14 protein-coding genes are annotated in these 15138 nt (G+C 41.4%); 4 read left to right on the top strand and 10 right to left on the bottom strand.

Going from position 1 to position 15138, the window contains the following annotated elements; translation table 11 throughout:
• Window positions 1-62 precede the first annotated feature (62 nt).
• From WAX86_RS04005 to WAX86_RS03995, 3 genes are all read left to right on the top strand, one after another.
• Window positions 63-422 (top strand): ArsC family reductase, encoded by a 360-nt coding sequence (locus tag WAX86_RS04005; RefSeq protein ID WP_341489132.1) that lies wholly within the window; start codon window positions 63-65, stop codon window positions 420-422.
• Between the two features lie 10 nt (window positions 423-432).
• Window positions 433-1566, top strand: a complete 1134-nt coding sequence (dapE, locus tag WAX86_RS04000; RefSeq protein WP_341489131.1) for a succinyl-diaminopimelate desuccinylase — start codon at window positions 433-435, stop codon at window positions 1564-1566.
• Window positions 1567-1645: 79 nt separating this feature from the next.
• Window positions 1646-1852: a DUF2897 family protein gene (locus WAX86_RS03995; protein ID WP_036764277.1), complete on the top strand. Its 207-nt coding sequence runs from the start codon at window positions 1646-1648 to the stop codon at window positions 1850-1852.
• A 48-nt stretch (window positions 1853-1900) separates the two neighbouring features.
• Here WAX86_RS03995 and WAX86_RS03990 read toward each other — a convergent pair whose 3' ends face one another.
• From WAX86_RS03990 to WAX86_RS03965, 6 genes are all read right to left on the bottom strand, one after another.
• Window positions 1901-3199 (bottom strand): glutamate-5-semialdehyde dehydrogenase, encoded by a 1299-nt coding sequence (locus WAX86_RS03990; RefSeq protein ID WP_341489130.1) that lies wholly within the window; start codon window positions 3197-3199, stop codon window positions 1901-1903.
• Window positions 3200-3249: 50 nt separating this feature from the next.
• A complete protein-coding gene (proB, locus tag WAX86_RS03985) occupies window positions 3250-4398 on the bottom strand; it encodes a glutamate 5-kinase (RefSeq protein ID WP_005300596.1) in 1149 nt (382 codons plus the stop codon).
• A gap of 218 nt (window positions 4399-4616) precedes the next feature.
• Entirely contained in the window at window positions 4617-5012 is a 396-nt protein-coding gene (gene crl / locus WAX86_RS03980) for a sigma factor-binding protein Crl (protein WP_341489129.1), read from the bottom strand.
• A 162-nt stretch (window positions 5013-5174) separates the two neighbouring features.
• Window positions 5175-6437, bottom strand: coding sequence for an esterase FrsA (gene frsA / locus WAX86_RS03975; RefSeq protein WP_065170104.1), 1263 nt, complete (start codon window positions 6435-6437; stop codon window positions 5175-5177).
• 257 nt (window positions 6438-6694) lie between these two features.
• Window positions 6695-7153, bottom strand: coding sequence for a xanthine phosphoribosyltransferase (gpt, locus tag WAX86_RS03970; RefSeq protein ID WP_005300602.1), 459 nt, complete (start codon window positions 7151-7153; stop codon window positions 6695-6697).
• Window positions 7154-7229: 76 nt separating this feature from the next.
• Window positions 7230-8519: an NCS2 family permease gene (locus tag WAX86_RS03965; protein WP_065170103.1), complete on the bottom strand. Its 1290-nt coding sequence runs from the start codon at window positions 8517-8519 to the stop codon at window positions 7230-7232.
• Window positions 8520-9621: 1102 nt separating this feature from the next.
• Between WAX86_RS03965 and WAX86_RS03960 the strand changes: the two genes are divergently transcribed.
• On the top strand, window positions 9622-11082 hold the full coding sequence (locus tag WAX86_RS03960; RefSeq protein WP_065170100.1) for an aminoacyl-histidine dipeptidase: 1461 nt from the start codon (window positions 9622-9624) through the stop codon (window positions 11080-11082).
• Between the two features lie 67 nt (window positions 11083-11149).
• Here the strand turns inward: WAX86_RS03960 and dinB are convergent, their stop codons facing one another.
• From dinB to nqrF, 4 genes are all read right to left on the bottom strand, one after another.
• Window positions 11150-12229, bottom strand: coding sequence for a DNA polymerase IV (dinB, locus tag WAX86_RS03955; protein WP_065170099.1), 1080 nt, complete (start codon window positions 12227-12229; stop codon window positions 11150-11152).
• Window positions 12230-12419: 190 nt separating this feature from the next.
• Complete coding sequence (gene nqrM, locus WAX86_RS03950) at window positions 12420-12641, bottom strand: (Na+)-NQR maturation NqrM (RefSeq protein ID WP_005300614.1); 222 nt, start codon at window positions 12639-12641, stop codon at window positions 12420-12422.
• Between the two features lie 15 nt (window positions 12642-12656).
• On the bottom strand, window positions 12657-13682 hold the full coding sequence (locus WAX86_RS03945; RefSeq protein WP_341489128.1) for an FAD:protein FMN transferase: 1026 nt from the start codon (window positions 13680-13682) through the stop codon (window positions 12657-12659).
• 229 nt (window positions 13683-13911) lie between these two features.
• Window positions 13912-15135 carry an NADH:ubiquinone reductase (Na(+)-transporting) subunit F gene (nqrF, locus tag WAX86_RS03940; RefSeq protein WP_065170098.1) on the bottom strand — a complete coding sequence of 408 codons (1224 nt, stop codon included), beginning with the start codon at window positions 15133-15135 and terminating at the stop codon, window positions 13912-13914.
• Window positions 15136-15138: the final 3 nt, after the last annotated feature.

Raw genomic sequence — 15138 nt, 5'->3', positions numbered from 1 at the left:
AACGCATTCGAATTGAATTCATACCTTCCATTAGAGTAGAACAATACAGAGGAAGACTCAGCATGACAGAACCAACTATCGCTTACGGCATTAAAAACTGCGATACCATCAAAAAAATGAAGAAATGGTTAGACGCCGAGAATATCCCTTATACATTCCACGATTATCGCATTGATGGCATCAATAAAGAGATGTTGGAGACTTTTATTGCCGCATTAGGCTGGGAGAGCTTAATCAATAAACGTGGTACCACTTATCGTCAATTGACTGATGAGCAAAAAGCAGGGCTAGACCAAGCCTCTGCGATTGAGATCATGTTAGCTAATCCAGCCATCATTAAGCGTCCGGTATTACTGCATAATCACGCTTATCATTTGGGCTTTAAACCTGAACAATACCAAGCTATTTTTACTCAACAATAAGGATTCAAGGATGTCAGATAGTCCTGTTATTTCGCTGGCTAAGGATTTGCTCAGCCGCCGCTCCGTCACTCCTGAAGATGCAGGTTGCCAAGATGTAATGATAGAACGTTTACGCCAACTTGGTTTTTGTATTGAAACCATGGTATTTGACGATACCACTAACTTATGGGCTCGCCGAGGCACTCAAGCTCCTCTGTTTGTTTTTGCTGGCCATACCGATGTAGTCCCATCAGGCCCAATAGAGCAATGGCATACTCCTCCTTTTGAGCCCACCATTAAAGATGGCATGCTATATGGGCGAGGAGCTGCCGATATGAAAGGTTCCTTAGCCTGCATGATTGTCGCTATTGAACGTTTTATTGCAGAAAACCCGGATCATCAAGGATCTATCGGTCTTCTTATCACTTCCGATGAAGAAGGGCCATTTATTAACGGGACAACACGTGTGGTTGATACGCTCGAAGCACGTAATGAAAAAATTGATCTCTGCATTGTTGGCGAACCATCCTCAACGCTTGTTGTGGGTGATGTGGTCAAAAATGGACGTCGTGGATCCATTACCGGCGATCTAACCGTAAAAGGGATCCAAGGCCATGTTGCCTACCCTCATCTTGCAGATAATCCCGTTCATCGAGCTCTGCCTGCACTGGCTGAATTAGCGGCAAAAACATGGGATAACGGCAATGACTATTTTCCGCCGACCAGCTTTCAGATCCCCAATATCAACTCAGGTACAGGAGCATCAAATGTCGTTCCTGGAGAGTGTCAGGTTCAATTTAACTTCCGTTTTAGTACCGAATTAACCGATGAAGCGATCAAAGCTCAAGTTCATGAGATTTTAGATCAACATCAGCTCGACTATCACTTAAACTGGACTTTAAGCGGTCATCCATTCTTAACCGAAAAAGGAACACTCGTTGATGCTGTGGTGGCCGCGATTGAAGAAGTCGCTCATATCACCCCCGAGCTTTCAACCAGTGGTGGCACTTCAGATGGTCGATTTATCGCACGTACAGGAGCTCAAGTGATCGAACTGGGGCCAGTTAATGCGACAATTCATAAAGTTAACGAATGTGTCAAAATAGAAGACCTTGAACTGCTTACTGACATGTATCAAAAAGTGCTTGAAAAAACATTAGCTTAACCTGAATTATTCTCGCGAAAATAAAGGCTTATTGCTATGCTGATAAACAAATGATGAAGCTAACTAGATAGAGGTGCAAATGGAGTGGCTCTTTAATCCGTGGGTAATATCGTTAATTATCGTAGCAGTGATTGCCAGCAATATTGCGGCTCTAAAATACACCGCCCATATGAAGTTTGGTCAGAAAGAGAAAATTGACTATCTCCGAGAAAAACAGCAGCGTGAAGCCGCATTAAAAGCAGAGCAAGAAAAAGAACGCGCGAATTCAGAACAAGATCCAAAATAAAAAAACGGCTGAAGCATCACACTTCAGCCGTTTTTCAATAGAGACAGATTAAGCTCGACTTAAATAGTCCGCAACGCCCACCCATTTATAACTGGTTAACTCTTCTAAGCCCATTGGCCCGCGAGCGTGCAACTTCTGAGTAGATACCGCAACTTCAGCACCTAAGCCAAATTGTGCACCATCTGTAAAACGAGTTGATGCATTGACATATACCGCTGCAGAGCCTGCCGCATTAACGAAACGTTCAGCAGCCATCAAATCATTTGTTAGAATCGAATCTGAGTGGCTCGCATTATGTTCGCGCATATGCAGAATAGCTTCATTAACATCAGCTACCACCTTGATACCAAGTGTATAGCTGAGCCATTCAGTATCAAAATCACCGTCTTGAACTAAGCGTAGTGATGAGGCTTTACCCTCCAATAGTGCAAATGCCGCTTCATCGGCAACTAAGGTCACTTTGCCAGCATTCATACGCTCAACCAAACGAGGTAAGAAAGCTTCCGCAATTTTCTCATGTACAAGTAGTGTATCCAATGCATTACATGCAGACGGACGTTGCACTTTAGCATTTGCAACCACATCCAGTGAGCGAGTAAGATCTGCACTGGCATCAACAAACATATGGCTAATACCAAATCCACCAATAATCACAGGAATGGTACTGTTTTCCTTACACATTTTATGTAAGCCTGCACCACCGCGAGGAATAATCATATCGACGTATTGATCTAAGCGCAGTAACTGAGACACATATTCACGGTCAGGTTGTTCAATATATTGAACCGAAGCCGCTGGAAGTCCTGCTTTATCTAATGCAGATTGAATGACTTTAACCAGTTCCATATTCGAATAGAATGTTTCACGACCACCACGCAAAATACTTGCATTACCTGTTTTTAGACATAAGGCCGCAATATCGATGGTTACATTTGGTCGCGCCTCATAAATAACACCAATAACGCCAAGTGGTACACGACGACGGCTCAAACGCATACCATTTTCCAGTACTCGGCAATCAATTTCAGAGCCAACGGGATCGTTTAGTTTAATGACATTACGAACATCATTAGCAATACCGACCAAACGATCTTTCGTGAGTAAAAGACGATCGATAAGTGCATCGCTCATGCCAGATTCACGCGCAGCTGTAATGTCTTTTTCATTTGCAGCTAAAATGGTTGCTTCTTGTGCTTCCAACTCGTCTGCAATAATCGCTAGTGCTTGATTTTTCTGTGCTGTGGCAACGGTTGCCAGTTCAAAAGCCGCTTGTTGTGCAGCTTGACCCATTAATTCTAAATTCACGTCCAACTTCCCCTGCTGTATTCTTGTTATCTCTTCTGCCATTGTCGGTTATTCACCACAGAAAAGATATGCAATATATTGATTAATTATGCTTAGATCACAACCAAATCGTCACGATGAATCGCAACATGACCATATTCATAACCAAGAATTTGATGGATATCATGACTGTGTTTTCCGGCAATTTTTAACATGTCAGTACTGGAATAACGACTGATACCACGAGCCAGTAATACGCCATCTTTATTGAAGATACGGACAACTTCACCTCGTTCAAACTCACCTTTAACGCCAGTGATCCCTTTTGGTAATAGGCTACTACCACGTTCTTGAACAGCAACAACCGCACCATCGTCAATCATGATGTCACCCGCTGGAGGAGGACCTGCTAAAATCCAGCGTTTACGACTCTCAAGTGGACACTCAAGAGGTAAGAAACGAGTACCAACGGATTCGCCACGAGCTAAATCAATGATTACATCAGGTCGGCTTCCCGCTGCAATAACCACTTCAATTCCTGCACGACGAGCAACATCTGCTGCTTGAAGTTTTGTAGCCATACCACCAGTACCAAGGCCACCGACACTGCCACCAGCAATGTTACGTAGTGTCTCATCAATAGTATGAACTTCACGAATAAGCTCAGCATCAGGGTTACTGCGAGGGTCTGCCGTAAATAAGCCAGGTTGATCGGTCAATAATAAGAGTTTATCAGCTCCGGCTAAAATACCGACTAATGCAGATAAGTTATCATTATCACCAACTTTAATTTCAGTCGTTGCTACTGCGTCATTTTCATTTACAACAGGGATAATGCCATTATCAAGAAGCGCAACTAACATATCGCGCGCATTTAAAAAACGCTCACGATCGTTTAAATCAGCACGAGTTAACAACATTTGACCAATATTAAAACCGTAAATGCCAAATAAGCTCTGCCACTCTTGGATCAAACAACTTTGACCAACAGCTGCTAGTAACTGCTTACTTGCCATGGTTTTGGGCAGTTCGGGGTAACCTAAATGTTCACGGCCTGCTGCAATTGCACCTGAAGTTACCACAATAACTTTGTGACCTTCGTGACGAAGCATTGCACATTGACGCACTAGCTCAACCATGTGGGCACGGTTTAGCTTTAGAGTACCACCAGTTAGAACACTGGTACCTAGCTTAACAACCACGGTGTGCTTAACATCAGCACCGTTTTTTGTATTCGCTGTAAGTGTTTTAGATTCTGCCATTGGTTTTAAAAATAGGATGAATAATAAGAGTACCTTCCTTTTATCAATACCACGCAAAAAGCACAAGAAAAAAGCGAATTGAACAGCGTGAATTCATACTTAAAACAGCTGTTGATGGTTTTTAGAACAAAAAAGTGCCCATCTCATCTATTTAGATAGAAAAAATGGACACTCTCTATTGGAAAAATATTTTATCGTAGCGAAAAAAAGAAGTGATTTTAGCGCTCTAATTGAGGTTCAGATAAGTCTTTGCTTGGTGTTAACTCTAACTCGCTTTCATCAATCACAAACTGACATAGCTTCGGATAGAAATCGTTTAATGTTTCCATAACCGCATCTTTATGTTTTGCTGGTAACTTATCTTCACTCCAGTCACCATTAACATCATAGCGGCCAAAAAAATAGCGATAACTAAAACCACGCTCAGTTGGTGTTAATTCCATCCACCAGCCCCAAAACTCTCGCTTCTCAGGGTCTTTATTGGCATTAATACAACTGGCTAAACAGTCAAAGAAAAACAGCTCTGTACTGGTCTGTTCTTGACGTAAATATGGACCGATAGCGGTTAATTTTGTGACTAATCGGCCATAAGGGGGAAATGTTGCTGTTGTCATAGTCTACCCATCCATAGTTTGATTATACAGCTAATCATCCATTAGCTAACTATCTAATAATTATGGACAAGTCTCTTTGGATAAACAAAAGTAAAGCCAGTATAAAGTAAAAAAAAGCGCTAACCATCACAAGTTAACGCTTTAAATTTCAGCAAGTTGCTATTAATCTGCTAATACTTTTTCGTTTAACCACTCAACCACCATAGTCATGGCACGATGATAACCATCATGAAGCGGCTTCTCTGGTAAGGTCACCGCTTTACCACGATAACTCGACATCGCAATCAGCTGATTATCCGATTCAGGACAAACAGGGTCATTTTTTAAACTCAAACCAAGCATAGGAATACCTACTGGGCGTCGACCAACAATACCTTGATTTTTTAATGACCAAGCAGGTAAATGAGATAATAACGCGGTTTTTGATACCCCATTTTTGCCCAAACGAGATGCTAAAACATCCAAATACATACGTGGAATTTGATCAAGCATCTTAGGTTGAGTAAAGAAGCTATGAATAATACCGCCTAAACTAATGCAGGTTTTCAATCGAGCTGACTCAAGAAATCCCAATCGAATAGCTGCATTACCACCAAAGCGTAGACCTAACATCGCCACTTTATGATGATCTACCCAAGGGACATCACGCAGTTGCTGTAGTAAGGCTTGGTGCAATCGGCTGGTATCTTCAGTCAAACTCCAACGGGCACTGTAACCCACCGATGGCATATCAAGAGTGACCATAGCAAAACCAGCAGGACCTAAATAATCCGTGTATAAACGCCATAGATCGCACTGCATAGTATCTAAGCCACCGCTCACAATAACGGTCGGAAGCAGCTTATCGGTCCGAGGGAGGTGAATAAACGCTTGGAACGTTTTACCCTCATATTTTACATCTATTGTGCGCATATCATGAGGACGTAACTCAATCGCTTCTTTATAACTTTGATTGGCGTGTAATTCTGCTTGAGCCGCTAATTCGTCCCCTTTGATATGAGGATAAGCTGCAATGCTGTAATGGATACTGGATTTAAACATCAGTTCAGCAGCAGTTTCTTTATTACCTTGTGATGCTTGGTAACGAGCTTGCTTGTGATAGCGCCCTGCTATTTGCGACCACTCATAGTTCCAGTTACCAGGGCGATAACCAATCACGGTATCAAGAAGTGCATCATCGGTACGAGGAGCCTCTGTTGAAGCGATACGAGCCAAGACTTCTTCAAGCACAATAGGGTCAACCCCTTGCCAGATCCATTGTGGACGACGCAAAACTCGATACCATCCCGTTTCACTATCGCCATCAATTGCGTTATGCACCGCTGTATCACTATGAGCAATTTTCACTAAATTTGATGTTTCTTTAATATTAGCTCTTGGTGCAAATAGTTTTTCAGACAGATTGGTCTTTGAAGATTCAGCCATAATAACTTCCCTAGCCGTTCAAGGGCATCACACTGCAACTTAGTTACAGTCGCCAAGAAAAAAGTATCTCAATGTAATACAGACAAACAGTAACATACTGTTTCATTAGTTATTACATATGATAATTTGAATTACAGATACTATAACAAGGCTAGTATGGGTTTGCTGTTAAATCATAAAAAAAGACGCTCAAAATAGAGCGCCTTTTAGTCAATCTTAGTTTACTGGATTTAGTAAACTACTTCTTATCGATGATCTTAACGTTTAGCGATAGGATCAACAAATGTTACTGCCATATCCCAAGGTTGTTCAATCCAAGTATCTTGCGGAATATCAACAACAAAATCATCGACAAGGTGCTTACCTGCAGGTTTTGCACATACAGTTACAAACTTACCACGAGGGTACATTTCGCGGATTTTCTCAGCAGTACCGCCAGTATCAACCAAGTCATCAATGATAATGAAACCTTCACCATCACCATCAGCTTGCTTAAGAACACGCATATCACGTTGGTGATCATGGTCGTAGCTAGAAATACACACGGTATCGACATGACGAAGGCCTAACTCACGAGCCAAAATCGCTGCAGGTACTAAACCGCCACGGCTTACTGCAATAATACCTTTCCACTGATCGGCAGGTAGCAATTTCTCTGCTAACTGGCGAGTGTACATCTGCATGTTATCCCAAGTGATGACGAACTTCTGAGTCATAATCCAAAGAACCTCTGTTCTGATAAAACTGTAAAAATATAGAGGCTAAACAGAAACTATCTAGCCAAACTGAAACTTATAGAAAAATGATTTTAGCTAAGAACAGACCTGCAATGACCCAAACACTGACATTGATATCACGCCCTTTCCCGCTCATCACTTTTACTGCAGCGTAAGTAATAAAACCAAGACCAATACCTTCTGCAATTGAGTAGGTTAAAGGCATTAATAAACACACTACAACAACAGGTGCTGCCTCGGTAAGATCACGCCAATCTACGCTCACCAACCCAGACATCATTAAAATTGCCACATAGAATAATGCACCAGCGGTTGCATAAGCAGGAACCATCCCGGCAAGTGGCGCAAAAAATAAAGCCAACAGGAATAATACACCGACTGTGACAGCAGTAAGACCTGTACGTCCTCCAACTGCTACACCCGACACACTTTCAACAAAAGAGGTGGTATTGGATGTACCTAATAACGCACCAATCGATGTTGCTGTACTATCAGCTAATAATGCACGACTTAAACGTGGCAGTTTGCCATCTTTATCCATCAGATTTGCTTTTGTTGCTACACCAACTAATGTGCCTGCAGTATCAAACAAATCAACAAATAAGAAAGCAAATACAACAGAAATCAGGCCCACTTCCATTGCGCCTGAAAAATCTAACTGCATAAAGGTTGGTGCAAGACTTGGTGGCATAGAAACAACACCGTTATAGGTCACTTCACCAAAAATAATGCTAATGCCAGTAACAACCAAAATAGCGATTAATACTGCAGCTTTATAACCACGATGAACCAAAGCGATCGTTAAGAAAAAACCTAAAGCTGCCATAACAGCTGGGAAACTGGTTAGATCGCCTGCACTCACTAACGTTGCAGGATTATCAACAACGATACCCGAACTTTGCAGGGCAATAAAAGCAAGGAATAAACCTATACCTGCCGATATCCCGATCCGCAAAGAATGAGGGATGGCATTAATTATCCATTCACGAACTTTAAGCAAACTCAGGGCGATAAAACATAAGCCAGATAAGAAAACCGCAGCTAATGCAACTTGCCAAGTATAGCCCATACCAAGTACAACGCTGTAAGTGAAAAAGGCATTAAGACCCATACCTGGCGCTTGAGCCACCGGATAATTTGCAATAAAGCCCATCACAAAACAGCCAATCATGGCAGCAAGACAGGTCGCAACAAACACTGCGCCCTTATCCATACCGGTATTGGCCAGCATTGTTGGGTTCACAAAAATAATATAAGCCATGGTGAGGAACGTTGTTACCCCAGCTAGCACCTCAGTACGAACATTCGTACCGTTTTCCTTTAACTTAAACAGTTTTTCGAACATGCAACTCGGTTCCTTGGAGATTTATGCATAAAAGTAAAATAAAAATAGAAAACGTTTGCGCAGCCTATTTTTGGGGTGGGATTATAGTCGCAGAAGTGATGGATTTCCACTATTTACCCTGACAATTGCCAAAAAACTAATAGATTAGAGTTCTATTTATGTTCAACAAAAATTTCAAGATAAAAAGACCTTTAAAAGCAATAAGATAAATAAAATAGGTGTGATTATTTTTTCAACAACCAAAAAATGAAGAATGCTATTCTTAAGCAAGTTTGCTTTTACAAGCATAAAAAAACGCCACCCCAAACTGGAGTGGCGGCAGAATTGTTGCAAATAACCACATTTGGCTATTTAAGAATTCTTAATTTTAGGGGGGGTGAACATAATGTTCGGTGTTGCTGTATTAGAAAATACAACAGCACAAATTCAATTATTTATAACCGAAAGAACTTGGGTAAGTGAAGTTACCAGTATAGATAGAACGGTTATTCCAAAAATGCGCAATAGAAGAAAATAGTTTCATTGTTATCACCTTAATCATAAGTAATCCAAAAACATGCGTCATGCATGGCTCAAGTCCTTGGAGCAATTTAGACCATCATTGGTCCCACTTAATCTCGGTTCCTTGGAGGCGATATTCTCGGGCTCATCCTGAGCGTTTAGTGTATTTACTTCGTTTTCTTTGAAGATGCTGAAATCATAACCATATAGTAATTTAATTACAAGCATTTTCTTTAAGCTCGTCACACTTTTCACAAAAAACACTTTATTCTGACATTATACGGTAATTTTATTACACCGATAACGAGCTGCTTTTATTCAACCAACCAATTATTCAAAGTCATTTCTTCTTTTTGCTCAATACGCCAGTTAAAAAACAGTCAAGTTTCTACAAAATCGTATAGCGTTATGACAATCAGAGTGATGGAGAGCTCACATTCCCTTTCAAGTAAAGAATTTTTCACTATCACGGCCAAAGACACAGTGGTATGCTGAGTCCATTCATGATAGTTAATATCACTATCATTTCGGTTATCTAAAGCAGCATTAGACTGTTCTTTAGGTAAAACCTCAGCCCAAGATTCTATAAAGGGAGACTGCTGTGTCTGAAATCAGTCAACTTTCACCAAAAGCGTTATGGCAATTTTTCGATAAAATTTGTTCTATTCCTCACCCATCAAAGTATGAAGAGCAATTAGCACAATACATCGTTAGCTTTGCTCAACAAGAAGGCCTTGATGTTCGTCGCGATAATGTTGGTAACGTAATCATTAAAAAGCCAGCAACGCCAGGAATGGAAGATCGTAAAGGTGTGGTTCTACAAGCTCACATCGATATGGTTCCTCAGAAAAATGAAGACACGGCTCACGACTTCTTAGTTGATCCTATCCAACCATATGTAGATGGCGAATGGGTTACTGCTAAAGGTACTACTTTAGGTGCTGATAACGGTATTGGTATGGCAACATGTCTTGCAGTTCTGGCTGCAAAAGATATTGAGCATGGTCCTCTAGAAGTTCTGCTAACTATTGATGAAGAAGCAGGAATGACAGGTGCTTTCGGTCTTGAAGCTGGCTGGTTAGAAGGTGATATTCTTCTTAATACTGACTCCGAGCAAGAAGGTGAAGTTTACATGGGCTGTGCTGGCGGTGTAGACGGTGCGATCACAGTAGAAATTGCTCGTGAAGCAACACCATCAGAGCTTGTTGGTGCAAAACTTGTTATCAAAGGCCTGAAAGGTGGTCACTCAGGTTGTGATATCCATACTGGTCGTGGTAATGCAAACAAATTGCTTGGTCGCTTCTTATTTGGTCACGCTCAAGAATTAGGTTTGCGCTTAGAAAGCATCACTGGCGGTAGTCTTCGTAACGCTATTCCTCGTGAAGCAAATGCCGTTGTAGCACTACCAGCTGCTAATTTAGATAAACTAAATGAACTATTTAGTCATTATCAAGATCTGCTAAATGCTGAGTTAGGTCATGTTGAAACTGACATTAACCTATTTATTGAAACTCAAGAGCAACCAGCCCAAATTATGGCTCTTGCTGATCAAAACCGCCTAGTTGCTGTACTAAATGCATGCCCTAACGGCGTGATCCGTATGAGTGATGATATTCAAGGTGTTGTTGAAACCTCTCTAAACGTAGGTGTTATCACAACGGAAGAGAACAAAGTTACTATTCTTTGTTTGATTCGTTCACTTATTGATTCGGGCCGTAGCAACGTTGAAGGTATGCTTAAAGCTGTTGCCGAACTGGCAGGTGCAAGCTGTGAGTTTGCAGGTGCTTACCCAGGTTGGAAGCCTGATGCAGACTCTGAAATCATGCATCTATTCCGCGATACTTATAACAATATGTATGGCCGTACACCAAATATCATGGTGATTCATGCTGGCCTTGAATGTGGTCTATTTAAGAAACCATACCCAACTATGGATATGCTATCTTTTGGTCCAACAATTAAGTTCCCACACTCACCAGATGAAAAAGTTAATATCGAGACTGTTGCCCTATTCTGGGATCAAATGGTAGCGATCTTGAAAAACATCCCAGTTAAACACTGAGTTTCTGGTTAAAGAAAAACGAGCATCGTAAAGGTGCTCGTTTTTTTATATATAAAGCAACAATAAACTAAAAATCCCAAGCAAGTTGCTGCGCCTTTAGCCCTTGTTCAAGCCCAACACTCAAACCAATTAAACGAATTTCTCGCCCCTGTTGACGTGTCATCGCCTCTTGCAACAATCCAGCAAATTGCTCTTTTGTTAATTTAGGGAATGAATGCTCAACCGTAGTCTGTTGGAAATCAGCAAACTTTACCTTAACACCTTGTTTGGCAATATTAAGCTCAGGTCGTACCCGTTGTAATCGCTGCTCTAATTCAGGATAGAGCTTTTCTACAACTTGCCAACACTCATCATAGGTTGAGATATTATGAGCAAAAGTACGTTCAACACCTACCGACTTTGCTTTACGCTCAACGACCACTTCTCTTGGATCAATACCATGGGCACGATTCCATAGTGATTGACCAAACTTACCAAATTGCTGCATTAACAGTGTACGATCGTAATTTTGAACATCTTTGCCAAGATACAAACCTTTATCATGCAGTTTTTGTAACGTTACCTTTCCCACTCCTGGGATCTTTTCTAACTTAAGCTCTGTCACAAAAGGCAGTATTTGCTCAGGAGTTACCACATATTGTCCATTAGGCTTATTCATATCAGAAGCAATTTTGGCAACAAACTTGATCGGGGCAATTCCGGCTGATGCGGTAAGTTGTAACTCACGTTCAATCGTTTGACGAATATCTTGCGCTATCAAGGTTGCAGAGCCGCGAAACATCTCACATTCAGTGACATCTAAATAGGCTTCATCAAGTGATAAGGGTTCAATTTTATCGGTATAGCGGTGAAAGATCTCGCGAATCTGCTGCGAGACTTGCTTATAAACCTCCATCCGCCCTCTAACCAAAGTCAGATGAGGACACAGTTTTAATGCTTTTCCGGTTGGCATAGCAGAGTGGATACCGTATTGCCGGGCAATGTAATTACAAGTACTGACGACGCCACGCTCTGAGCGTCCGCCAATCGCCAACGGTACTTGTTGCAATTCAGGGTTATCTCTCATTTCTACAGCTGCATAAAAGCAATCCATATCAACATGGATGATTTTACGAACGGGTTCTGTTTGAGGAGAAATTAGAGACATAGAAAGCACTGTTTATTCATACAGCACTATTATAGCGGGAAATGGGGAAAAAGGTCTAGGGTCTAGGGTCTAGGGTCTAGGGTCTAGGGTCTAAGAATGTGTTGACTAAGCCTAACGATATATCAAGCTTTTCACTCCTAAACCCTATCCTAAATTTTTCTAAGCTCTAGCTTCTAGAAACTTAAATCATTTAAATAATCTGATTCTTCTTCCACTCAGCCTGACGTGCGGCACGAGCTTCACGTTTTTTGCGTGCATCACACGGTTCAGGACAATCACACTCTTTATCGATGCCCACTGAACCTAAGCCACCACAGCTACCGCTTACGGTTTTACGTTGGAAGATGTATCCTACGGCCATTGCAACAATAACCAATAGGAAAACAGCAAATGTTGTAAGATATACAGCCATGACTACCTCTATCTACTAATTTTTCTTAACGACGTACTGTGCAAACGTATCAGAAGCGTATTCTTTAAAGCCATCTTTAGTTTTCACAATAAGCATTACAGGAAGTTGTTCTTTGTTTGCTAATGCAATTGATTCATGCTCACCCATAACAGAGAATGTCGTAGCATAAGCGTCTGCCGTCATGCTGTTTGGGCTGATCACAGTAACAGAAACCACATGGTTCGCAATAGGTTTACCAGTACGAGGATTGATTAAATGAGAATAACGAACCCCATTTTGTTCAAAGTAATTACGGTAGTCACCTGATGTTGCAATGCCGTTATCACCAACTTGGATAATATCCTGAACCGCACGTTCATTGCTAATCGGTTTTTCAATCGCAATACGCCAAGGGACATTATTTACGTTTGCCCCTTTAACTCGGATCTCACCACCGACATCAACCATATAGTCTTTAATATTTAAACTTGCTAGATATTCTGCGATAACATCAACACCATATCCTTTTGCAATCGATGAAAGATCCACATAAAGGCCAGGAATATCTTTAATCAGCTTATTATCGCCAGTAACCGATAGGTGATGGTAACCCACTTCTGCTTGACGAGAAGCTAGCTCTTGTTCAGTTGGAGTTTTCTCTGGACGCGCTTCAGGACCGAAACTCCACAAATTAACCAAAGGTCCAACCGTGACATCATAGGCACCATTAGACAGCTGAGAAATACGCAGAGCTTCACGAATGACTTTTGCTGTTGCTGCTGAAACTGGGAATGGCTCACTGCTTTGATGCTGATTAAATCGACTCAGTTCGGAACTAGGGCGATATGTCGACATCTGATCATTGACTAACTCAAGTTTACGATCAATTTCAGCCTTAATGGTTGCTGGTGTTGGTAAATCGGGTTGAGAAATATACTTAATCGAGTAATAGGTTCCCATTGTCGTGCCATCTAAATGCACTTGCTCGCGCTGATCCCCACACGCCGTTAAAAATAGACTGACAGCCAAAATAGCGGTCAATCGAATCCAGAGTTGTTTCATTATGACTCCTAACTTCTAAATCATTTTAATTATGATTAGTAAGTGCCTGCTTACACTATGTATATATAGATATATAAATAGATATTTAATAATAACCATAATGAAAGATGATTTAGTTGCTCATCATTTCACATAAAGACTTACTGTTTTAAAGGTCTTTATAACGCCATGACGAAAAAAGGCTGACCACTCTCATGGTCAGCCATTTCATTAGTGCGTTATAGGCTTATTAGCCACCGAAATCATCAAGAAGAATGTTTTCGTCTTCAACACCAAGATCTTTTAGCATGCCGATAACAGCAGCGTTCATCATTGGTGGACCACACATGTAGTATTCACAGTCTTCTGGAGCTTCGTGATCACGTAAGTAGTTCTCATAAAGAACGTTGTGAATAAAGCCAGTGTAACCATCCCAGTTATCTTCTGGTAATGGATCAGACAGTGCACAATGCCATACAAAGTTATCATTCTCAGCTGCTAGCTGATCGAAATCATCTACGTAGAACATTTCACGCTTAGAACGTGCACCGTACCAGTAAGACATCTTACGCTTAGTATGCAGACGCTTAAGCTGGTCAAAGATATGTGAACGCATTGGTGCCATACCAGCACCACCACCAATAAATACCATTTCGTTGTCAGTTTCTTTCGCGAAGAACTCACCGAATGGACCTGAAATCACACACTTATCACCTTCTTTAAGCGACCAAATGAATGATGACATTTGACCCGGTGGTACGTCTGGATTGTTAGGTGGCGGAGTTGCGATACGTACGTTAAGCATGATGATACCGTGCTCTTCTGGGTAGTTCGCCATTGAGTATGCACGAATGATAGGCTCATTCACGATTGACTCGTAGCGGAACAAGTTAAACTTATCCCAGTCTTCACGGTACTCTTCAGGTACATCGAACTCAGAGTACTTAACATGGTGAGCAGGAGCTTCGATCTGAATGTAACCACCAGCACGGAATGGTACTGATTCACCATCTGGAATCTGAAGCTTAAGCTCTTTGATGAAGGTTGCTTGGTTATCGTTAGAAATAACCGTACATTCCCACTTCTTAACACCGAAGATCTCTTCTGGAAGTTCGATGTCCATATCTGATTTCACGTTTACCTGACAAGCTAGACGCTCACCTTCACGTGCTTCACCTTTTGTGATGTGGTCAAGCTCAGTAGGTAGAATATCACCACCACCTGCTTTTACTTTCACGCGGCACTGACCACATGAACCACCACCACCACAAGCTGATGATACGAAAATACCGTTTGCCGCTAGTGCGCCAAGCAGTTTGCCACCCGCAGCGGTTTTAATCGCTTTTTCTGGGTCGCCATTTACAGAGATAGTAATGTCACCTGATGGTACTAGCTTAGATTTAGCGAATAGAATCACTAAAACTAGAGCCAGGATAATCAAGGTAAACATAACTACGCCAATAATAATATCCATTGA

Source organism: Photobacterium damselae subsp. damselae, assembly GCF_038086725.1.
In the GTDB taxonomy this organism is placed as follows: domain Bacteria; phylum Pseudomonadota; class Gammaproteobacteria; order Enterobacterales; family Vibrionaceae; genus Photobacterium; species Photobacterium damselae.
The sequence above is the reverse complement of the archived record's forward strand: the minus strand, read 5'-3'. Positions and strand labels throughout refer to the sequence as shown.